We start from the raw sequence: 21,706 nt of genomic DNA on the forward strand, positions 1-21,706 counted from the left end.
TTTTTATGCAGCAATCAATCTAGTCCGCCAGGCGCCAGGTAGTACCGCCCTTACCGTCTTCCAGTACCACGCCCATGGCGGTGATCTGGTCGCGGATACGGTCTGACTCGCCCCAATTCTTCTCGGCACGGGCCTGCAGGCGTGCAGCAATCAATGCCTCCACCTCGGCAGCATCGACCTTACCGGCAGCACCGGCCTGCAGGAATGCTTCAGGCTCCAGCTGCAACACACCCAGCACCCCAGCCAATTCCTTCAAGCGCGCGGCTAAGCCAGCAGCGGCCTGCAGATCGGTTTCACGCAGACGATTGATCTCACGGGCCATTTCGAACAGCACGGCGCAGGCTTCAGGCGAGTTGAAGTCATCGTCCATGGCCGCCGCAAAGCGCTCGACAAAGGCATCACCGCCAGCTGTTGCAGCATCTGGCAGGCCCTTGAGCGCGTTATAGAAGCGCTCCAGAGCGCCCTTGGCTTCGCGCAGGCTGTCTTCGGAGTAGTTGATCGGGCTGCGGTAATGGCTGGACACCAACAGGTAGCGCACCACTTCCGGGTGATATTTTTCCAGCACCTCACGAATGGTGAAGAAGTTGCCCAGAGACTTGGACATCTTCTCGCCGTCCACGCGCACCGCGCCGGCATGCATCCAGGCGTTGGCGTAGAGCTTGCCGGTGGCCGCCTCACTCTGTGCAATCTCGTTTTCGTGGTGCGGGAACACCAGATCAGGGCCGCCGCCATGGATGTCAAACGTCTCGCCCAAGCAGCAAGTGGACATCACCGAACACTCGATATGCCAGCCCGGACGACCGGCGCCCCACGGCGACTCCCAGCTCGGCTCGCCCGGTTTAACGCCCTTCCACAGCACGAAATCCAGCGGGTCCTGCTTGGCTTCGTCGACTTCGATGCGCGCGCCGATCTTCAAGTCTTCGATCTTCTTGCGCGACAGCTTGCCGTAACCGACAAACTTGCCGACGCGGTAATACACGTCACCATTGCCGGGCGCGTAGGCAAAACCCTTGTCGATCAAGGTCTGGATCATCTGGTGCATGCCGACGATATGGCTGGTGGCACGCGGTTCCTGATCCGGACGCAGCACATTGAGGCGTGCTTCGTCTTCGTGCATGGCCGCAATCATGCGCTCGACCAGCGCTTCAAACGGCTCACCGTTGTCATTGGCGCGCTTGATGATCTTGTCGTCGATGTCGGTGATATTGCGCACATAGGTCACGTCATAGCCGCGATGGCGCAGCCAGCGAGTCACCACATCAAACGCCACCATCACACGCGCGTGACCGATATGACAGAAGTCGTAAACCGTCATGCCGCACACATACATGCGCACCTGGTTACCCACCAGCGGTTTGAAGACGTCTTTGCTTTTGGTCAGCGTGTTGTAGATCGAGAGCATTGCAGTTCCTTGAAAACCACGGGCCGGCGTACCGGCCCGGTTTTAATCAGAGCGCCTGGGTCTTAAGCCCAGGAGTCACGCAGCGTCACAGTGCGGTTAAACACCGGCGCACCCGGCTTGCTGTCCTTGATATCGGCGCAGAAGTAGCCTTCGCGCTCGAACTGGAAGCGCTCTTCCGGCGCAGCCTCAGCCAGGGATGGCTCGGCGCGACAACCCTTGAGCACCACCAGCGAGTCAGGGTTGATGTTGTCGAGGAAGCTGCCGCCTTCTTCGTCCTTCTCCGGGTTGGCGGAACGGAACAGGCGGTCGTACAGGCGTACTTCGCACTCGACGCTTTCAGCTGCCGGCACCCAGTGAATCACGCCTTTGACCTTGCGGCCTTCGGGGTTCTTGCCCAGGGTGTTCTCGTCGTAGCTGCAGCGCAGCTCGATGATATTGCCAGCAGCATCCTTGATCGCTTCGTCAGCACGAATCACGTAGCTGCCGCGCAGACGCGCCTCGCCACCCGGAATCAGGCGCTTGAAGCCGTCCGGCGGAGTTTCTTCGAAGTCGCCAGAGTCGATATAGATCTCGCGGCTGAACGGCAGCACACGCACGCCCATGTCCTGCTTGGGATGACGCGGCAGTTCCAGATTCTCGACCTTGCCTTCCGGATAATTGGTGATAACCACTTTCAGCGGCTTGAGCACGCACATGGCGCGGCCTGCGTTGGCGTCCAGGTCATCACGGATGGCGAACTCGAGCATGCCCACATCGACCACGCCGCCGGCGCGGTTGACGCCGATCATGTCGCAGAAAGTGCGAATCGAAGCCGGGGTGTAACCACGGCGGCGGAAGCCGGACAGGGTCGACATGCGCGGGTCGTCCCAACCATTGACATGGTTCTCGTCAACCAGTTGCTTGAGCTTGCGCTTGCTGGTGATGGTGTAGTTGAGGTTCAGCCGGGCAAATTCATACTGACGCGGCTGCGCCGGCACCGGCAGTTGCGCCAGGAACCACTCGTACAGCGGGCGATGGTCTTCAAACTCCAGAGTGCAGATCGAGTGGGTGATGCCTTCAATGGCGTCCGACTGACCGTGGGTGAAGTCATAGCTCGGGTAGATGCACCACTTGTCACCCGTCTGGTGGTGATGAGCGTGGCGAATGCGGTACAGAATCGGGTCGCGCAGGTTGATGTTCGGCGAGGCCATATCGATTTTCGCCCGCAGCGAACGGGCGCCATCGGCGAATTCACCAGCTTTCATGCGGGCGAACAGATCAAGGTTTTCCTCGACGCTGCGCTCACGAAATGGGCTGTTCTTGCCCGGCTCAGTGAGGTTACCGCGGTAAGCGCGCATTTCTTCGGCATTGAGGTCGCAGACAAAGGCCTTGCCCGCCTTAATCAGTTCAATGGCCCAGGCATGCAGCTGGTCGAAATAATTGGAGGCATAACGCTCCTCGCCCGCCCACTGAAAACCCAGCCACTGCACGTCGCTTTTGATCGCGTCGATGTATTCCTGGTCTTCCTTGGCCGGGTTGGTGTCATCAAAGCGCAGGTTGCACTCACCACCAAACTCCTTGGCCAGGCCGAAGTTCAGGCAAATCGACTTGGCGTGACCGATGTGCAGGTAGCCATTGGGCTCCGGCGGAAAACGGGTAATGATCTTCGCGTGTTTGCCAGCATCCAGGTCAGCCTGGACGATAGGACGAAGAAAGTTGGCGGCGGCGACAGTTTCTGGCTTGCTCATGGGGTCCTTAGCGAGTGCGAGGCGCGGCTCAGAACCGGTTCGCGTGCACCAGGCAACGCGTCAACAGGCTCTCAGGGTAGGCCGACTTATACAAAGCGCTTATCATAGCCGAAGCTGTCAACCCCCTGACAGGCCCAAGAACCGCTGCAACGCCCTTTGCTGGAAATTCAGCGGCTCACGGATTTATCGACAGAGCGATTACCTACATGATCAAGCTGCACACCAACCACGGCGTTATCACCCTCAACTTGTTCGAAGACAAAGCCCCGGAAACCGTGGCCAACTTCAAGCAGTACGTCAAAGAAGGTCATTACGACAACACCGTTTTCCACCGAGTGATCAGCAACTTCATGATCCAGGGCGGCGGTTTTGAGCCGGGCATGAAGCAGAAAACCACCCGCGCCCCGATCAAGAACGAAGCCAACAACGGCGTCGCCAACAAGATCGGTACCGTGGCCATGGCCCGTACAATGGAGCCGCATTCGGCCTCCGCGCAGTTCTTTATCAACGTGGGCGACAACAGCTTCCTTAACCACAGCGCACCAACCGTACAAGGCTGGGGTTATGCGGTGTTTGGTGAAGTGGTCGAAGGCATGGACGTGGTCAACGCCATCAAGGCCGTTGCCACCACCAGCAAATCCGGCCATCAGGATGTACCGGTTGAGGACGTGATCATCGAGCGTGCCGAGATCGTTGAGTGATCTTACTGATCTCCGACCTGCATCTTGAACAGGAGCGCCCGGACATCAGCCGGGCGTTTCTGCATTTTCTCGAAACCCGCGCGATCCAGGCCGAGGCGCTTTATATCCTCGGCGACTTCTTTGAAGTGTGGATCGGCGACGACGCCATCAGCCCCTTTCAACGTTCGATTGCCCAAGCCCTGCGCCAACTCAGTGAGCGCGGCACGCGCATCTACCTGATGCATGGCAATCGCGACTTTCTCCTCGGCAAGGCCTTCTGCCGTGAAGCCGGCTGCACACTGCTGCCCGATCCCTGCGTGATCGAACTGAATGGCGAGCGCGTGTTGCTGATGCACGGCGACAGCCTGTGCACCCAGGACGTCGGCTATATGAAGCTGCGCCGCTGGCTGCGCAACCCGATTTCGCTGTTTATCCTGCGCAACCTGCCGCTCAGCACCCGACAAAAACTGGCGCGCAAGCTGCGCAATGAAAGCCGCACCCAGACGCGGATGAAAGCCAGCGAGATTGTCGACGTCACCCAGGACGAAGTGCCGCTTATCATGGCCGAGCACGGCGTACGCACGCTGATCCACGGCCACACCCATCGCCCCGCCACCCATCAACTGCAAGTCAACGGCCAGACGGCGCAGCGCATTGTGCTTGGCGACTGGGACAAACAGGGCTGGGCACTGCAAGCAGACCGCCAAGGCTTGCAGCAAAGTGCCTTCGATCTTGATCCTGCGTGAAACTTTGACGGCGCGCACAAAGCGCTGAGCGCCCCTACTTGACGGACGATTCGCCGATCATCAGCATCAGCGACCTCAAAACGCCATCAGGGACCGATCATGCTGCTCAGCAAGGAACATCTCTTTAAATACGCCATCGCCCCCGCCGCACTGGTGGCGGTGAGCTTTGTCACCTTCAACAGCGTGTTCTTCTATAACGAAGCCGGTTTTGCCACCCACGTGCGCACCATCTTCGGTGAAGAGAAAGTGGTCGACGACGTTGGCTACGCCACCAAATGGTTCGGCCGCGCCACCGCTTGGAAGAAGGCCCTGAGCGTGCAATCAGTACTCACCGAAGCCCTGGCCATCGACGACAGCAGCGACAACGACTCGCTCGGCGCAACCATCGAAGCCTTCCCCATCGTGTTTCTCGGCAACGTCGATGCCAAGGTCGAGTCCTCCGCGCGTTTCCGCCTTCCTGCAGGCGAGCAGTTCCTGAAAATCGCTCAGGAATACCGCAACCCGGAGAACTTCATCAAAACTGCGCTGGTTCCGGCCATCAAGGAAACCCTGCAGGCCACCGCCTCGCTGATGAGTGCGGATGACTTCTATGCCGGTGCACGCAGCGAGTTTGCCGCCGAGTTCGAAAACCAGCTGAATGACGGCCTGTACCTGATCAAGCGCAAGGAAATTCGCGGCCCACGCGGCCACCAGCCCACGCAAACCGCAATCCTGCAGGCCGGCACTGAACAAGGTGTGTTCGGCGACAACAACGTCAGCCAGTTCGTCACCGAAAAGGTCATGGACAACAAGGGCATTCCGGTACGCAAGCAGCAGCAGTTCCGCAAATACGGCGTGGAAGTGGTCGAGGCGCGCATCACCAACGTCGACCCCAACCCGCAGTACAAGCAGCGCATGGTCAAGGTGCAGCAAGCGCTGGCTGAGCTGGCCGTAGCGCGGCAGAACCGCCTGAAGGAAGAAGAAGAGAAGCTGCTGGTGACCGCCCGCGGTGAGAAAGAAGTGGAAGCGCGTCGCCAGGAAACCCTGCGCGACCAGATCGAGCGCACCACTCAGGCGGAAACCGAAAAGCAACTGGCGCGAATCAACGCCGAGCGTGAAAAAGGCCGCGCCGAGATCGAGAAGCAGACAGCCGAGCTGCTGCGCGACAAGGCTGCGATCACCGCCGACGCGACGAAAATCACCGCCGATGCCGAGGCTTATGCCCGTGAAGCGGTGATCAAAGCGGACGGTGCATTACAGCCCAAGCTTGATGCGCTGATCGCGATTAACAAGGTCTGGGCCGAAGCCGCAGCCCAGGCGCCAGTGCCTAGCGTGATGATGGGTGGCGGTAGCGATGGCGCCAGCAGCCGTCAGGATGAAATCAGCCAGCTGATGGGTGTTCTGGCCACCAAGGCCGCACGCGACTTGTCGCTGGATCTGAAAGTGCAGCAGTAAGCACCACCTACTTACCTACAAAAAAGCGCCCTACTGGGCGCGTTTTGCTTTAGAGCGGCGGCACACCGCTGTGGAAGCGAAACTCAGTGTCCGGCGACTCGATCAGCTCGCGCTCGGCCGCCCTCACCCGCTCAATAGCCTGGTCCACATCACGCGCATCGCCGTACTGATAGGCCAGCTTCAGGTAATTCTGGAAATGCCGCGCTTCACTTTTCAACAAACCGAAGTAGAACTTGCCTAGCTCTTCATCCAGATGCGGCACCAGGGCCTCGAAACGCTCACAGCTGCGCGCTTCGATAAAGGCGCCGACCACCAGGGTATCCACCAGTTTGTGCGGCTCATGGGTGCGCACAACCTTACGCAAGCCTGAAGCGTAGCGCGCCGCCGATACCGGGCGCAGGCCGATCTTGCGGCGCTTCATGATGCGCAGCACTTGCTCGTGATGCACCAGTTCCTCACGGGCCAGACGCGACATGGCGTTGAGCAGGTCAACATAGGTGCTGTACTTGGCCATCAGACTCAGCGCTGTGCTGGCGGCCTTAAATTCGCAGTTCTTGTGGTCGATCAGCAGGGTCTGCTGATCAGCCAAGGCGGCGGTGATCCAGGCATCCGGCGTACGGCAGCCGAGAAACTCATGAATTTCTGGCAGGTTCATCGGCGCATCTCCGTAACCAGACGGCGACATGCCAACAGGCAAGGGGCAAAACAACGCAGCAGATCATCGGTTGCGGCTAACAGATACATAAATTCACAAAACCAGGCAGGCGGGAGTGATAAGGCTAGAGCGCGGCCATTATACGAATGAGCACGCGAACAGCCACTCGATTGACACCGGTCAAGCATCAAGCCAGTGGCAGCGATCTATAGTGATAAGCAGTACAACTGACTGCACATGGAGATGATCATGCAAGCTATTCGCAGCATTCTGGTAGTGATGGAGCCCAATCACACGGAAGACTTGGCCCTCAAACGCGCCAAGCTGATTGCCGGCGTCACTCAATCGCACCTGCACCTGCTGGTATGCGACAAGAAAAGTGATCACACCGGCTACCTGCGCGACCTTACCGGCCTGCTTAACAGCGAAGGGTTCAGCACCTCCAGCCAGCAGGCCTGGGATGACACTCAGCACCAGACCATCATCAACGTGCAGCAAGCCGAAGGGTGCGGCCTGGTGATCAAGCAGCACTTTCCCGACAACCCGCTGAAAAAGGCCCTGCTCACCCCCGATGACTGGAAGCTGCTGCGTTACTGCCCAGCGCCAGTGCTGATGGTGAAAACCGAAAAATCCTGGGCGGGCACCGCGATTCTGGCGGCAGTCGATGTGGGTAACGCTGACAGCGAGCACCGCACCCTGCACACCAGCATCGTCAGCCATGGCTTTGATATTGCCGCCTTGGCCAAGGCAGAACTGCATGTAATCAGCGCTCATCCGGCGCCGATGCTCTCGGCGGCCGACCCAACTTTCCAGCTCAAGGAAACCATCGAGGCGCGCTACCGCGAGCAGTGCAAGGCGTTCCAGGCCGAGTACGAGATCAGCGATGAGCGTCTGCATATCGCCGAAGGCCCAGCGGATGTGTTGATCCCGCAGACCGCGCATCGACTCAACGCAGGTGTGACGGTGATTGGCACTGTGGCGCGTACCGGTATTTCCGGCGCACTGATCGGAAATACCGCCGAGGTTATTCTGGATTCGCTGGAAAGCGATATCTTGGTGCTCAAGCCGGATGACATCATCGCTCACCTGGAAGAGCTGGTCGCCCAGCGTTAAACCAACTGCGCGCAACAAAAAAGCCGCCTGAACAGGCGGCTTTTTCATGCAGCACAGGCTTCAGACCCTTAGCTCAAGACCTTCGAGCAGAAAGCGTGGCGCGATGTAACGCTCATAGTGCGCTTCAGACAGCAGAAAGAACTCTCGATCAATCGCATCACGTAACTCTGGCAGGCCCCAGCCACGAAACTCAGGGAGCAGTACCATCCCATAGGCCTCCAATTGACTGATTACCCGCGCCCCCCGGGCAATCAACTGATACGCCCAGCAATACGGTGATTGCTGCGGCACAAAGCGGATCTTGCGTTGTTCCAGCTGCATACGCAGGCGATTGGCATCGAAAACTTCAAGCTTGGCCGCCATCACCTGCACCAATAAGACTTCCAAACGCAGCCAAACGGCGTGTTTTTCCTCGTCGTTGTAGCCGTTCCAGTTGATCACCTCATGGTGGAAGCGCTTGCAGCCACGGCAGACCAAATCACCGTAAACAGTGGAGCACAGGCCGACACAAGGGGTTTTGATGCGTTGGTTGGACATAGCAAAAGGCATGGACACTGGCGGACAGGCAGGCATCTTAGCCCTTTGTCTAAGGCAGATCACCCCTATATAAGCGGGGCCTTTGGCTTAACTTATTCAAAGCTTTCCAGTAGAATCGGCCGGCCTTTTAGAGGCAGCAACGTCCGTTGGAAGCTGTTTTCAAAGCGTCACGAGCACAGTCAATCCTGCAGGTTCGATGTTGGTGCCGACCCTTGAGCCACCCTTCAAGTGTCTGCACCAGCCCTCATCCAGCCCGTCCTGCCGGCGTAAAACTTTGAAAACAGCTTCTGCAAGAAAGCAGCGTAACCTCGGCTGAGCGGCCCATAACGCCACGAAGCGCCTGGTTTGTTGTTTTCTGGATCGCGTCCCGGACAACCCTTTGGGACCACTGATGAGGGTAATAACTGTGCTTGAAGCCTATCGCAAACATGTAGCAGAGCGTGCCGCTCAGGGTATCGTGCCCCAGCCGCTGAACGCCGAACAAACCGCAGGCCTGATCGAGCTGCTGAAAAACCCGCCAGCCGGCGAAGAAGCTGTTCTTCTCGACCTGATCACCAACCGCGTGCCGCCAGGCGTCGACGAAGCCGCTTACGTCAAGGCCGGTTTTCTCTCTGCCCTTGCCAAAGGCGAGGTCACTTCCCCTCTGATCAGCAAGCAACACGCTGTTGAACTGCTCGGTACCATGCAGGGCGGTTACAACATCGCCACTCTGGTAGAGCTGCTCGACGACAGCGAACTGGCTGCCGTGACTGCCGAGCAACTGAAGCACACCCTGCTGATGTTCGACGCCTTCCACGACGTTGCAGAGAAAGCTAAGAACGGTAACGTTCACGCCAAAGCCGTACTGCAGTCTTGGGCTGACGGCGAGTGGTTCAAGAACCGCCCGACTCTGGCCGACAAGATCAGCCTGCGCGTGTTCAAGGTCACCGGCGAAACCAACACCGACGACCTGTCCCCGGCTCCAGACGCCTGGTCGCGTCCGGATATCCCGCTGCACGCCCTGGCCATGCTGAAAATGGCCCGTGACGGCATCGTGCCGGACGAGCAAGGCGTAACCGGCCCGATGAAGCAGATCGAAGCCATGCGCGGCCAAGGCTTCCCGATTGCCTACGTCGGCGACGTAGTCGGTACCGGCTCCTCGCGTAAATCCGCCACCAACTCGGTGCTGTGGTTCTTCGGCGACGACATCCCTAACGTGCCGAACAAGCGCGCGGGTGGTTTCTGCTTCGGCAGCAAGATTGCTCCGATCTTCTACAACACCATGGAAGATGCCGGCGCTCTGCCAATCGAATTCGACGTTTCCAACATGCACATGGGCGATGTAATCGACCTGTACCCGCATGCTGGCAAAGTCTGCAAACACGGTACCGACGAAGTACTGACCACCTTCGAAATGAAGACCCCAGTACTGCTCGACGAAGTCCGCGCTGGCGGCCGTATCCCGCTGATCATCGGTCGCGGCCTAACCGAGAAAGCGCGCGCCGAACTGGGCCTGGGCCCAACCGACCTGTTCAAGCTGCCTGAGCCTCCAGCTGCTAGCACCAAGGGTTTCACCCTGGCGCAGAAGATGGTCGGCAAGGCCTGCGGCCTGCCGGAAGGCAAAGGCGTGCGTCCTGGCACCTACTGTGAACCGAAGATGACCACCGTCGGCTCCCAGGACACCACTGGCCCGATGACCCGCGACGAGCTGAAAGACCTGGCTTGCCTGGGCTTCTCCGCTGACCTGGTCATGCAGTCGTTCTGCCACACCGCGGCTTATCCGAAGCCAATCGACGTCACCACCCACCACACCCTGCCGGATTTCATCCGCACCCGTGGCGGCGTGTCCCTGCGTCCTGGCGACGGCATCATCCACAGCTGGCTGAACCGCATGCTGCTGCCGGATACCGTCGGCACCGGTGGTGACTCGCACACCCGCTTCCCGATCGGCATCTCCTTCCCGGCCGGTTCCGGTCTGGTTGCCTTCGCCGCTGCCACTGGCGTAATGCCGCTGGACATGCCGGAGTCGGTATTGGTGCGCTTCAAGGGCAAACTGCAACCAGGCATCACCCTGCGTGACCTGGTGCATGCCATCCCTTACGTGGCCATCCAAAAAGGCCTGCTGACAGTAGAGAAGAAAGGCAAGAAAAACATCTTCTCCGGCCGCATCCTTGAGATCGAAGGTCTGGACGAGCTGACCGTTGAACAGGCTTTCGAGCTGTCCGACGCCTCTGCCGAGCGTTCCGCTGCTGGTTGCACCATCAAGCTGCCGGAAAAGGCGATTGCCGAGTACCTGCGTTCGAACATCACCCTGCTGCGCTGGATGATCAGCGAAGGCTACGGCGATGCCCGCACCATGGAACGTCGCGCTCAAGCGATGGAAGCCTGGTTGGCCGATCCGAAGCTGATGGAAGCCGACAAGGACGCCGAGTACGCCGAAATCATCGAAATCGACCTGGCCGAGATCAACGAGCCTGTTCTCTGCGCTCCGAACGACCCAGACGATGCTCGTCTGCTGTCCTCCGTTCAGGGTGAGAAAATCGACGAAGTGTTTATCGGTTCGTGCATGACCAACATCGGTCACTTCCGCGCTGCCGGTAAGTTGCTGGAAAAAGTCGAAGGCACCCTGCCGACTCGCCTGTGGCTGTCGCCGCCAACCAAGATGGACCAGCATCAGCTGACCGAAGAAGGCTACTACGGCATCTACGGCAAAGCAGGCGCGCGCATGGAAATGCCAGGCTGCTCGCTTTGCATGGGTAACCAGGCACGCGTTGAGGCGAACTCCACCGTGGTTTCGACCTCTACCCGTAACTTCCCCAACCGTTTAGGCGATGGTGCCAACGTCTACCTGGCTTCGGCTGAGTTGGCGGCTGTTGCTGCCATCACCGGCAAACTGCCAACTGTTGAGGAATACATGGTCTACGCGAAGAAAATCGACACCATGGCAGCGGACGTCTACCGCTACCTGAGTTTCGACCAGATCGCCGAGTTCCGTGAAGCTGCTGCAAACGCCCAGATCCCTGCTGTTCAGGTTTAAGCGTTACCCGCAACAAGAAAGCCCCGCCTAGTGCGGGGCTTTTTTATTGCAGCCTGGCTTGCCAGGCAATGCTCAGCAGCTACCTTCTGAAATGGGGGTGCAACAACGCACCACGGACCATCAGGAGAGCCTCATGAAACACTGGATTATTGCTGCACTCTGCGTATTCAGCCTGGCCGGCTGCAGCAGTGAATACATTATCAGTACCACCGACGGGCAGATGCTGACCAGCGACGGCAAACCGCAGCTGGACGAGGACACCGGCATGATCGAGTTCACCGACAGTGAAGGCCGCAAACAGCAAATCCCACAGAGTTCAGTCAAGCAGATGCTGGAACGCTAAACCAGCTCTGCCAGTCCCAAACCGAACCTCGCTACGGCGGGGTTTGTTCTGTCTGCGGCTCCGTACCGCGCACTGGCATACGCCTTGCTTTGGCTTAAGCCACTAAGCCTTTCCAACGGCGGAAACGGCTCAAATAGACAATGGTGTCGTTCTGATCGCTGACTGAAGTCAGTGCTTGGCACGGCACCTTTTTGTGTGGGCACAGGAAACGCACCATGAATGAGCACGAGATCAGCCGCAGCCACCCACCGGAAAAACCGGTGCTGAACATCGGCTTTATGGCCCTCACAGACGCCGCATCGGTCATCGTCGCCGCCACTCAGGGCTTCGCCGAGAAGCATGGGCTGACCCTCAACCTACAGCGCCAGGCTTCCTGGGCCACGCTGCGCGACAAATTGCTGAGCGGCGAACTCGATGCAGCGCATAGCCTCTACGGCCTGATCTATGGCGTGCAGCTGGGTCTTGGCGGTGCACCAACCACCGATATGGCCGTGCTGATGGGCCTGAACCAGAATGGCCAAAGCATCAACCTGTCGCCCGCCTTGCAAGCTGCCGGTGTGAGCACTGGCAGCGCATTGGCGCAACGCGCGCACCAGCCTGGCGCAAAACTGACCTTCGCCCAGACCTTCCCCACCGGCACCCACGCCATGTGGCTGAATTACTGGCTGGCCAGCCAAGGCATTCACCCATTGAGCGACGTGGATAGCGTTGTCGTACCGCCACCGCAGATGCTCGCCCACCTTAAAGCCATGCGCATCGATGGTTTCTGCGTCGGCGAACCCTGGTGCGCTCAGGCCGTGAATGAGCAGATGGGTTGCACCCTTATAACTAGCCAGGCCATCTGGCCGGACCACCCAGAGAAAGTTCTGGGCTGCACCCGTGAGTTTGCTGAACAGTACCCCAACAGCGCGCGTGCGTTGATCATGGCTGTGCTGGAAGCCAGTCGGTTTATCGATGAGAGCGAAGAAAACCAACGCAGCACCGCGCAACTACTCAGTGGTAGCGAGTATGTCGATGCGCCTCTGTCGGCGATTCAGCCGCGTTTCCTCGGCCAGTACCAGGACGGCCTCGGCCATGCCTGGCAGGATGCCCACCCGCTGCGCTTCCACGCGGGCGGCGCAGTCAACCAGCCGTACCTGTCCGACGGCATGTGGTTTATGACCCAGTTCCGCCGCTGGGGCCTGCTGCGTGACGACCCGGACTACCTGGCGATTGCTCGCCAGGTGCAGCAACTCGACCTCTACCGCCAGGCTGCCGAAGCGCTCGGCATCGACATACCAAGCGACATGCGCCGCAGCCAGTTGCTCGATGGCCAGGTCTGGGACGGCAGCGACCCGGCCGCTTACGCGCGCAGCTTTGCCCTGCACGCCCTGGCCGATGCACCCCTCAGCGCCCAACAGGAGAGCCGCTAACATGCTGCGCATCCTGCTGATCAATGACACCGCAAAGAAGGTTGGCCGCCTGAAAAACGCCCTGACCGAGGCCGGTTTCGAGGTCATCGACGAATCCGGATTGACCATCGACCTGCCGGAGCGGGTCGAGGCAATTCGACCTGACGTGATCCTGATCGACACCGAATCACCGAGCCGCGACGTGATGGAACAGGTGGTACTGGTCAGCCGTGATCAACCGCGGCCGATTGTCATGTTCACCGACGAGCACGATCCCGGCGTGATGCGCCAGGCGATTCAGAGCGGCGTCAGCGCCTATATCGTCGAAGGCATCCACGCCCAGCGTCTGCAGCCGATTCTCGACGTAGCCATGGCTCGCTTCGAGAGCGACCAGGCGCTGCGTGCGCAGCTGCAGGCACGTGATGCCCAGCTGGCCGAACGCAAGCGCATCGAGCTGGCCAAGGGCCTGCTGATGAAGATGAAAAGCTGTGACGAAGAACAGGCCTATACCCTGATGCGCCGTCAGGCGATGAGCCGCCAGCAGAAGCTGGCCCAGGTGGCCGAACAGATTATCGCCATGCACGACATGCTCGGCAGCTGAGCCGGCGCACTGTTATGCCGCAGCGCCGCTTGACTGTACTGGACAGCCGGGGGACTCGGCGCTTATCTTCGCCGCCTGGCCAGCGCACTGGCCAACGTCGCTCGGACGGTTCCGGGCGCTTACGTATCTGAGGAAAGCATGGCTGACCAAGCTTCGCGCCGCTTTGCGCGCATTGATCGACTCCCCCCCTACGTTTTCAACATCACTGCCGAACTGAAGATGGCCGCGCGTCGCCGTGGCGAAGACATCATCGACTTCAGCATGGGTAACCCGGATGGCGCCACGCCGCCGCACATAGTCGAAAAGCTGGTGCAGGTCGCCCAGCGTGAAGACACCCACGGCTACTCCACCTCACGAGGTATTCCTCGCCTGCGTCGCGCCATTTCGCGCTGGTACAAGGATCGCTACGAAGTCGAGATAGACCCTGAAAGCGAAGCCATCGTCACCATCGGCTCCAAGGAAGGCCTGGCGCACCTGATGCTGGCCACCCTGGATCATGGCGATACCGTACTGGTGCCCAACCCCAGCTACCCGATTCATATTTACGGCGCGGTAATCGCTGGCGCCCAGGTGCGTTCGGTGCCGCTGATTCCCGGCGTGGACTTCTTCGCCGAGCTGGAGCGGGCGATTCGCGAGTCGATCCCCAAGCCAAAAATGATGATCCTCGGTTTCCCCTCCAACCCCACCGCGCAGTGTGTGGAGCTGGACTTCTTCGAGCGCGTGGTGGCTCTGGCCAAACAATATGACGTACTGGTGATTCACGACCTGGCCTACGCCGATATCGTTTACGACGGCTGGAAAGCCCCGTCGATCATGCAAGTGCCGGGCGCCAAGGACATTGCCGTGGAGTTCTTCACCCTGTCCAAGAGCTACAACATGGCTGGCTGGCGCATCGGCTTTATGGTCGGCAACAAGGAGTTGGTCAGCGCACTGGCGCGAATCAAGAGCTACCACGACTACGGCACCTTCACCCCGCTGCAGGTGGCGGCGATTGCCGCACTGGAAGGTGATCAGCAATGCGTACGCGATATCGCCGAGCAATACCGCCAGCGCCGCAACCTGCTGGTCAAAGGCCTGCACGAGCTGGGCTGGATGGTCGAAAACCCGAAAGCCTCGATGTATGTCTGGGCGAAGATTCCTGAGCAGTACGCCGCGCTCGGTTCGCTGGAGTTCGCCAAGAAACTGCTGCTGGAGGCCAAGGTCTGCGTCTCGCCAGGCATCGGCTTTGGTGATTACGGCGATGACCATGTGCGCTTTGCCCTGATCGAAAACCAGGACCGCATTCGTCAGGCAATTCGCGGGATCAAAGCTATGTTCCGCGCCGATGGCCTGTTACCTGGCAAGAAGGCCAAGGCCGACGAGTAAGTAACAGATAAAAGCACTGAAAAGTGCCCTTGGAGTTTGTTCAAAGTCTCGCGAGCTAGAGTCCTGCAAGGCAAAAACAGGCGAGGAAGCGGAGTGTACTTTTGTACATGAGCATTCCGAGCCTGTTTTTAACGCCGCAGGGCCGACGCGCAGCAGACTTTGAGTTTTCAACCGGAGTAATCCAGCACCGTCCAGACCTTGCTCAGACCACTGGTAATGACGCAGCCGCTCTGCCCCAGTTGATTGTTGCTGTGCAGCGACATCAGGTTGGTCATACCATCCGCCGCATCCGAGCGCTCGCTCAGCCACTGCACGCGACCGCAATTGGCCGTTTCGATCACATAACTGGCCGCTACGGCAGAGTTCTCGCTCGGCAATCTGATCACATCCACCACCGTACCCTGCTCTTCCACGCGTTTGCCATCAGATACCAGCACCGCCCAGGCCTGCCCGTTCTCGATCACCAGGTAGGTGCCATTGGCCCTCGGTTGATCAAGCTGCGGTTGCGCACAACCGGCCAAAAGACCCAACAGCACAATTGTCATCAGCATCTGTTGCATTGTTAGTGACTCCTCTGCAGTGCCTGTGGCCATTGGCTTTGCGGGCAGATGGCGCGAGTGATCGAGTAGGTGCCGGTTAAGGCCTTGGGCTTACTATTATCGAATACTGTTTATTTGTACAGTATTTTTCGATTACCCTTGGTCATGCCATCCAGCCAACCATGCCGCCCGGAAAATCGGGCCCATACAAGGCGTTAACAGGAGTACCCAGATGCTCGATGTACTGCAGCTGAAACACAGCGTAAACCGCATGCCCCTGGAAAAAATCCGGGCCACCGTCAATGAATTGCAGCTTGAAGGCATTGTCACCGAGGGCAAAACGCCGTTTTCCCGGGTGCACTTCAACACCTGCTTTGCCGAGATCGAAGCCTTGCTGCAGCGCGCCGGCTATCACCGTCAGCTGGATGTGGTCGGTTATCAGGGCCTGGCCTATGCCATGTTCGACCCCTCGCGCTGGGAGGCGGTGGAGGTGCTGCGTTGGCTCAAGGAGTTTGTCGAGGAAGCTCAGGGCAAATCGCTGTCCCGCTAAGGCTGTGGCACGCCATAAGCACCAGCACTCGCCCAGCACCAAGGCGAAGCAAAAGTGCTTGGCAGCGGCTTGACCATGCACAGCATTGGCTCAATAAGCCGGCTGGCAGCGCTGCTGATCTGCGGCATGGGGAGCCACTACGCTAAGAAAACTCTGCTCTAGCCAACATTCAATATTGCACTTAAGTCTATGATTTATAGCGTTTAAGCCTGCCAACCTAAGGCTCGTTCGAGCCATTCTCAGCGCGCATTGGCGTTTGTTAGCCGCCGCTCCCCAGTAAAACTGGCAAGCCCCTTGCAATTGTCCTCACAAGATTCCTGCGCAGCCCACCAATGGCGGTGAGCCGCGGATCACGGACAACGGCGTCCGTCAGGTCCCCTCCTTGAGGTGGCCTGGCGTACGCCGTTTTTTGTTTCAGCCGTTTTATCGGCCAGAAAGGACAGACCTATGACTGATCGTGATTCGAAGCACCCAAGCCTGCACAGCCGCCGTAATTTCCTAAAAACCTCAATTGCCGTCGCCGGCACTGTCGGCGGTGTCGCCGCCCTTGGCCTTAGCGCGCCCGCCTCACTACGTAGCGTAGCCTGGGCCGCCGGTTCCGATGCACCGGAAAAGGCGGCGCTGAAAGTCGGCTTTATTCCGTTGACCGACTGCGCATCGGTAGTAGTCGCCGCTACTCAGGGCTTTGGCGAGAAATACGGCCTGACCATCACCCCAAGCAAGGAAGCCTCCTGGGCCGGTGTGCGCGACAAACTCAATACCGGCGAGCTGGATGCCGCCCACGTGCTGTACGGCATGATGTACGGCGCGCAGCTGGGTATCGCTGGGCCGCAGAAGGATATGGCCGTGCTGATGGGGCTGAACCAGAACGGCCAGGCCATCACTCTTTCCAAGCAACTCAAGGAAGCTGGCGTCACCAACGGTGCGCAACTGGCCGAGCATGTGAAAAAAGGCGGCAACCCGCTGACCTTCGCCCAGACCTTCCCCACCGGCACCCACGCCATGTGGCTGTATTACTGGCTGGCGAGCCTGGGCATCAACCCGATGAGCGATGTGAAAACCATCGTCGTGCCGCCACCACAAATGGTCGCCAATATGCGCGTCGGCAATATGGACGGTTTCTGCGTCGGCGAGCCCTGGGGCGCGCGGGCGATTGCTGACAAGATCGGTTTCACCGCCGTGACCAGCCAGCAGATCTGGCCGGATCACCCGGAAAAAGTCCTCGGCACCACCCGCGCTTTTATAGAGCAATACCCCAACGCGGCCCGCGCACTGATCATGGCCGTGCTGGAAGCCAGCCAGTTTATCGAAGCCAGCGAAGAAAACCGCAAGAGCACGGCCAAGCTGATTTCCGGCAAGGCCTACGTCAATGCGCCCGTCAAAGTGATCGAGCCGCGCTTCCTCAGCCAGTACGAAGATGGCCTGGGCAACAGCTGGAAGGACGACCACGCCATGACCTTCTGCAAGAACGGCACGGTGAACTTCCCCTATCACTCCGACGGCATGTGGTTTATGACCCAGTTCAAGCGCTGGGGCCTGATCAAGGAAGACCCGAACTACGCCGCCGTCGCCGCCGGGGTCAACCAGGTGGCGCTGTTCAAGGAAGCCGCCAGTGCGCTGAACATCCCTGTGCCGGCCAGCTCGCTGCGTAGCAGCACGCTGATCGACGGCAACGTGTGGAATGGCTCCGACCCGGCCGCCTACGCCAACTCCTTTGCGATTAAAGCCTGATTGGGAGGTTCGTGATGAACGCACCACTGAAAACCCCATTGCCGTTGCCTGCGCCGATCAACAAAGCGCCACGCCTGGTGCTGCCAGGCGTGGCGGCGCTGACCAACCTACTCAAGGCGGTTGTGCCGCCGCTGTTGGGTATCGTGCTGTTTATCGGCGTGTGGGCGCTGATTGCGACCAAGAGCGAGGGCCTGCCTGGCCCGGTAAGTACCTGGACGGCGGCGCTGGAGCTGTTTGCCAACCCGTTCTATGACAACGGCCCGAATGACATGGGCATCGGCTGGAATATCCTGCATTCGCTGGGTCGCGTCGGTATCGGCTTTGGTTTGGCGGCGCTGGTGGGCATTCCGCTGGGCTTTGCCATCGGCCGCTTTGCCTTCTTGGCCGGCATGCTCTCGCCGATCATCAGCCTGCTGCGCCCGGTTTCGCCGCTGGCCTGGCTGCCGATTGGTCTGCTGGTGTTCGAAGCCGCTGGCCCGGCGTCGATCTGGGTGATCTTTATCAGCTCAATCTGGCCGATCATTCTCAACACCGCCGCTGGCGTAGCCAGCGTGCCGCAGGATTATCTGAACGTGGCGCGGGTGCTCAAGCTGTCAGAGTTCAAGGTACTCACCCGCATCCTCTTCCCCGCTGTACTGCCGCACCTGATGACCGGAATCCGCCTGGCCATTGGCGTGGCCTGGCTGGTGATTGTCGCGGCCGAGATGCTTACCGGCGGCACGGGCCTGGGCTTCTGGGTGTGGGATGAGTGGAACAACCTCAACGTCGAACACATCCTGATCGCCATCATCATCGTCGGCCTGGTCGGCCTGGCTTTGGAGCAACTGTTGTTGCTGCTGGCCAAACGTTTCGACTACGCCAGTTAAACCAAGCCCGCTAAGGAGCCGCAACATGGATAAATTCGTGGAGCTGACCCAGGTCGGCAAGCATTTTGACACTAAGAAAGGCCGCTTCCAGGCCCTTACCGACGTCAACCTGAGCATTGCCAAGGGTGAATTCGTCACCCTGATCGGTCACTCGGGTTGCGGTAAATCCACCGTGCTCAACCTGATCGCCGGCCTGCTCGAGGCCAGTGAAGGCGGCCTGATCTGCAACGGCCGCGAGATCGACGGCCCCGGCCCGGAGCGCGGCGTGGTGTTCCAGAACCACAGCCTGCTGCCCTGGATGACCTGCTACGGCAACGTCTATCTGGCGGTGGAAAAGGTCTTCGCCGGCAAGGAAAGCAAGGCCCAGCTCAAGGAACGCACTGAAGCGGCGCTGGCCATGGTTGGCCTCAGCCACGCCACCTACAAGCATCCCAATGAAATATCCGGCGGCATGAAACAGCGCGTTGGCATCGCCCGCGCTCTGGCCATGCAGCCCAAGGTGCTGCTGATGGACGAACCCTTCGGCGCGCTGGATGCCCTGACCCGCGCACACCTGCAGGACGAACTGCTGCGCATCGTCGGCGAGACCCACAGCACCGTGGTGATGGTCACCCACGATGTCGACGAGGCCGTACTGCTCTCGGACCGCATCGTGATGATGACCAACGGCCCGGCGGCGACCGTGGGCGATATCGTCAAGGTCGAGCTGGCGCGCCCACGAGATCGTCTGGCACTGGCCAATGACCCGCACTATCACGCTTACCGCACCGCCGTGCTGGAGTTTCTCTACCAGCGCCAGCAACGCCCGGCAGCCTAGGGCGCAGGCGTGGCACCGATGCGCTGGAAGAAGGTTTCCACTGCATCGGTGTAGGCGCCCGACACGCCTAATTGCGCATTGATCTCGCCGTGCGACAACGCCTGTGGCAATACCGTCACCTGCATGTCCAATGCGCGGCCTCGCTCGGCATATCCCTGCGCCTGACGGCACGCCTCTCTGCGTTTACTGGAGCAGACGGCCAGCATTGGCGCGCCTGCTTGCTGCAAACGCCACACGGGCGATGCGGCACGCCAATAAACCGGGTCCTGGCCAAACGCCTTGTCATACAGGCGGTAGTGCCTGTTGCGCATAATGCGTTCAACATCAAACGCAGCACTGTCGAGTGCCACGGTGCCCAACCAGGGTTGTACAGCATAAGCCTGGCCAATCTCAGGAGCGGCACTGAGCAGGCTGACCAAATGCGCACCTGCCGAATGCCCCAGCAGTACCACGCGCTGCGGGTCACCACCCCAGTCTGTTGCATGTTGCTGGACGTAGCTCAGCGCCTGGGCAATATCCTCGGCCTGCTGCAGGGGGGTGGCATCCGGTAATAAGCGATAGTTGGTCGACACAAACAGGTATCCCTGGGGTAACCAACGGGCCATCTTGTTCTCTACGACCCGGTCCATACGCTTATCGCCTTTATCCCAGGCACCGCCATGAACCATCAGCAATATGGGCGCCGAGCGCGCATTGAGTGGACGATAAACGTCCAGGCGCTGGCGCTCATGCTGACCGTATGGCAGATCTGCCAACAGTTCAGCACCAAGCTGCGTGGCACTTCTGGCACTGCGTCGATCACTCATGGCATCGCGCAGCCCCTGCGCCTGCACATCCCCCAGTAACAGCAGCGCCAGCAGTCCACCCATGCTCAATTGCCTGAAGTTCATACGCGCTTAACTCCGCACCTGAAGATGATGGGCCGATCATCACCGTTTTACCTGCAACGCGCATCAGCGGCTGCCCGACAGATGCGAACGGGGTTAACATTCGCCACCTTTTACTGACGACCGGATGCTGGCATGGCCCGCCTGACCCTTGAGTTCCCCGAAGACCAGTTCTGCTACAGCACCCACCTAACAGTGCGGGTGACCGACATAAACGCCGCCAACCACCTGGGTAATGATTCGATGATCTCGATGATTTCCGAGGCGCGGGCGCGTTTTCTGTTCGAGTTCGGCATCGAGGAAACCCAGGAAGACGGCACAGGCATCATCGTCACGGACCTCGCTACCACCTACCGCGCCGAGGCTCACGCCCGTGATCAGTTGCTGTTCGAGGTTGGCGTAATGGATTTCAACACTTATGGTGGCGACATTACTTTCCGCATCACCCGCCCCGCCGACAACACGCTGGTAGCCATGGCCAAGTCCGGGTTTGTGTTCTTCAACTACAAACTGGGCAAAGTGGTGCAAATGCCGGCGACCTTCAGCGGCAAATTCAGCAAGGTCAACTGGCTGAGCAAGTAAACTGGGCTTATCGGCATAAATCGGGTGATTACCGTCCTGATCACGCTTGATCGCAGCAAAACTGCCGAATTCAGCATTAATTACTCAACTATCTAGCGGACGCCGTGACAGCTGGCACATCCTCTGCTACGCCTTAGGCATAACAACAAAAGCAGGGGAATTGCTATGCCGACCACGCGCAGCCATGTCCGCCACGCCGGGGTTTTGAGCAACCTACTCGCTCTGGCCCTCCTCACCCTTCCCTTACCGACCCAGGCTGCACATGCAGCCGCCGACGCCACACCTAGTGAATCACGTTGCAGCGTGCTAACGCCTACCAGCTGACGCACTCGCCACAAGGCCAATTGAGGCCTGCCTTAGAAAGCCTGGCTTGTCGGAACCGGGAAAAAATTCTGCGCCCTATTCAAGGGCATGCCTTCCGCCAGCGCCTCCTTTTGCAGCACAGTCGCAGCTATTCAACAGCTGAAAGCCTCGTAAATCGATGGATTGCCCGGTTGGCGCAGCTCTTGCTAAAGACCTGTTACCGGTAGCCAATGGCGGCTGCTCAACAAACGACAAAGACGTCGCATAAACCTCGCCCTAGAGCGCTCGGTTTATGCGGCGTTTTGCGTTTTACGCCCCAGCGTTTGGGGCTGGCACCTGCCCTGCGATCCAGGACTTGCGCTAGTAACTCTCTCAACACAGCTGTGGCGGAGGGTCTATTGATGTTTCGCCGCGAGCCGCG

At 59.4% G+C, this 21,706-nt stretch carries 20 protein-coding genes; 14 read left to right on the top strand and 6 right to left on the bottom strand.

What is annotated here, in order from left to right:
- Nucleotides 1-19: 19 nt before the first annotated feature.
- Nucleotides 20-1,402: a cysteine--tRNA ligase gene (gene cysS, locus ALTER154_RS15840; protein ID WP_160088450.1), complete on the bottom strand. Its 1,383-nt coding sequence runs from the start codon at nucleotides 1,400-1,402 to the stop codon at nucleotides 20-22.
- 62 nt (nucleotides 1,403-1,464) lie between these two features.
- Complete coding sequence (locus ALTER154_RS15845; protein WP_160088452.1) at nucleotides 1,465-3,129, bottom strand: glutamine--tRNA ligase/YqeY domain fusion protein; 1,665 nt, start codon at nucleotides 3,127-3,129, stop codon at nucleotides 1,465-1,467.
- 206 nt (nucleotides 3,130-3,335) lie between these two features.
- On the opposite strand from ALTER154_RS15845, the gene ALTER154_RS15850 reads away from it, so the two are divergent.
- The 3 genes from ALTER154_RS15850 to ALTER154_RS15860 all read left to right on the top strand — a co-directional run bounded on the left by ALTER154_RS15850 (nucleotide 3,336) and on the right by ALTER154_RS15860 (nucleotide 5,989).
- Complete coding sequence (locus ALTER154_RS15850; protein WP_090255875.1) at nucleotides 3,336-3,830, top strand: peptidylprolyl isomerase; 495 nt, start codon at nucleotides 3,336-3,338, stop codon at nucleotides 3,828-3,830.
- On the top strand, nucleotides 3,827-4,555 hold the full coding sequence (lpxH, locus tag ALTER154_RS15855; RefSeq protein ID WP_160088454.1) for a UDP-2,3-diacylglucosamine diphosphatase: 729 nt from the start codon (nucleotides 3,827-3,829) through the stop codon (nucleotides 4,553-4,555). The genes ALTER154_RS15850 and lpxH overlap by 4 nt, the downstream gene beginning before the upstream one ends.
- 99 nt (nucleotides 4,556-4,654) lie before the next feature.
- Nucleotides 4,655-5,989: an SPFH domain-containing protein gene (locus ALTER154_RS15860; protein ID WP_160088456.1), complete on the top strand. Its 1,335-nt coding sequence runs from the start codon at nucleotides 4,655-4,657 to the stop codon at nucleotides 5,987-5,989.
- A 49-nt stretch (nucleotides 5,990-6,038) separates the two neighbouring features.
- On the opposite strand, the gene ALTER154_RS15865 is transcribed toward ALTER154_RS15860, so the two are convergent.
- A complete protein-coding gene (locus ALTER154_RS15865) occupies nucleotides 6,039-6,644 on the bottom strand; it encodes a tRNA-(ms[2]io[6]A)-hydroxylase (RefSeq protein WP_160014177.1) in 606 nt (201 codons plus the stop codon).
- A gap of 249 nt (nucleotides 6,645-6,893) precedes the next feature.
- Between ALTER154_RS15865 and ALTER154_RS15870 the strand changes: the two genes are divergently transcribed.
- Complete coding sequence (locus ALTER154_RS15870) at nucleotides 6,894-7,757, top strand: universal stress protein (protein ID WP_160088458.1); 864 nt, start codon at nucleotides 6,894-6,896, stop codon at nucleotides 7,755-7,757.
- A 60-nt stretch (nucleotides 7,758-7,817) separates the two neighbouring features.
- Here ALTER154_RS15870 and ALTER154_RS15875 read toward each other — a convergent pair whose 3' ends face one another.
- Complete coding sequence (locus tag ALTER154_RS15875; RefSeq protein WP_160088460.1) at nucleotides 7,818-8,294, bottom strand: DUF1289 domain-containing protein; 477 nt, start codon at nucleotides 8,292-8,294, stop codon at nucleotides 7,818-7,820.
- A 406-nt stretch (nucleotides 8,295-8,700) separates the two neighbouring features.
- On the opposite strand from ALTER154_RS15875, the gene acnB reads away from it, so the two are divergent.
- From acnB to alaC, 5 genes are all read left to right on the top strand, one after another.
- Complete coding sequence (gene acnB / locus ALTER154_RS15880; protein ID WP_090255881.1) at nucleotides 8,701-11,310, top strand: bifunctional aconitate hydratase 2/2-methylisocitrate dehydratase; 2,610 nt, start codon at nucleotides 8,701-8,703, stop codon at nucleotides 11,308-11,310.
- Between the two features lie 133 nt (nucleotides 11,311-11,443).
- Nucleotides 11,444-11,653 (top strand): YgdI/YgdR family lipoprotein, encoded by a 210-nt coding sequence (locus ALTER154_RS15885; RefSeq protein ID WP_090255882.1) that lies wholly within the window; start codon nucleotides 11,444-11,446, stop codon nucleotides 11,651-11,653.
- Between the two features lie 215 nt (nucleotides 11,654-11,868).
- Nucleotides 11,869-13,065, top strand: coding sequence for a CmpA/NrtA family ABC transporter substrate-binding protein (locus ALTER154_RS15890; RefSeq protein WP_160088462.1), 1,197 nt, complete (start codon nucleotides 11,869-11,871; stop codon nucleotides 13,063-13,065).
- 1 nt (nucleotide 13,066) lies between these two features.
- Nucleotides 13,067-13,645 (top strand): ANTAR domain-containing response regulator, encoded by a 579-nt coding sequence (locus ALTER154_RS15895; protein WP_160088464.1) that lies wholly within the window; start codon nucleotides 13,067-13,069, stop codon nucleotides 13,643-13,645.
- Between the two features lie 138 nt (nucleotides 13,646-13,783).
- Nucleotides 13,784-15,010, top strand: coding sequence for an alanine transaminase (alaC, locus tag ALTER154_RS15900; protein ID WP_160088466.1), 1,227 nt, complete (start codon nucleotides 13,784-13,786; stop codon nucleotides 15,008-15,010).
- 167 nt (nucleotides 15,011-15,177) lie between these two features.
- On the opposite strand, the gene ALTER154_RS15905 is transcribed toward alaC, so the two are convergent.
- Nucleotides 15,178-15,570 (bottom strand): hypothetical protein, encoded by a 393-nt coding sequence (locus ALTER154_RS15905; protein WP_160088468.1) that lies wholly within the window; start codon nucleotides 15,568-15,570, stop codon nucleotides 15,178-15,180.
- Nucleotides 15,571-15,781: 211 nt separating this feature from the next.
- Between ALTER154_RS15905 and ALTER154_RS15910 the strand changes: the two genes are divergently transcribed.
- The 4 genes from ALTER154_RS15910 to ALTER154_RS15925 all read left to right on the top strand — a co-directional run bounded on the left by ALTER154_RS15910 (nucleotide 15,782) and on the right by ALTER154_RS15925 (nucleotide 19,513).
- Nucleotides 15,782-16,099, top strand: a complete 318-nt coding sequence (locus ALTER154_RS15910) for a transcriptional regulator (protein WP_160088470.1) — start codon at nucleotides 15,782-15,784, stop codon at nucleotides 16,097-16,099.
- A 447-nt stretch (nucleotides 16,100-16,546) separates the two neighbouring features.
- Nucleotides 16,547-17,830: a CmpA/NrtA family ABC transporter substrate-binding protein gene (locus tag ALTER154_RS15915; protein WP_160088472.1), complete on the top strand. Its 1,284-nt coding sequence runs from the start codon at nucleotides 16,547-16,549 to the stop codon at nucleotides 17,828-17,830.
- A 14-nt stretch (nucleotides 17,831-17,844) separates the two neighbouring features.
- The gene (gene ntrB / locus ALTER154_RS15920) at nucleotides 17,845-18,696 is read left to right on the top strand and encodes a nitrate ABC transporter permease (RefSeq protein ID WP_160088474.1); all 852 of its coding nucleotides are present in this window, start codon (nucleotides 17,845-17,847) and stop codon (nucleotides 18,694-18,696) included.
- 25 nt (nucleotides 18,697-18,721) lie between these two features.
- On the top strand, nucleotides 18,722-19,513 hold the full coding sequence (locus ALTER154_RS15925) for an ABC transporter ATP-binding protein (protein WP_108488301.1): 792 nt from the start codon (nucleotides 18,722-18,724) through the stop codon (nucleotides 19,511-19,513).
- Here the strand turns inward: ALTER154_RS15925 and ALTER154_RS15930 are convergent.
- Nucleotides 19,510-20,403: an alpha/beta hydrolase gene (locus tag ALTER154_RS15930; RefSeq protein ID WP_256665646.1), complete on the bottom strand. Its 894-nt coding sequence runs from the start codon at nucleotides 20,401-20,403 to the stop codon at nucleotides 19,510-19,512. The two genes, ALTER154_RS15925 and ALTER154_RS15930, sit on opposite strands and share 4 nt — an antisense overlap.
- Nucleotides 20,404-20,535: 132 nt before the next feature.
- On the opposite strand from ALTER154_RS15930, the gene ALTER154_RS15935 reads away from it, so the two are divergent.
- Nucleotides 20,536-20,982: a thioesterase family protein gene (locus tag ALTER154_RS15935; protein ID WP_090255892.1), complete on the top strand. Its 447-nt coding sequence runs from the start codon at nucleotides 20,536-20,538 to the stop codon at nucleotides 20,980-20,982.
- Nucleotides 20,983-21,706 lie beyond the last annotated feature (724 nt).

The organism is Pseudomonas sp. 9AZ, assembly GCF_902506525.1.
GTDB classification, from domain to species: Bacteria; Pseudomonadota; Gammaproteobacteria; order Pseudomonadales; family Pseudomonadaceae; genus Aquipseudomonas; species Aquipseudomonas peli.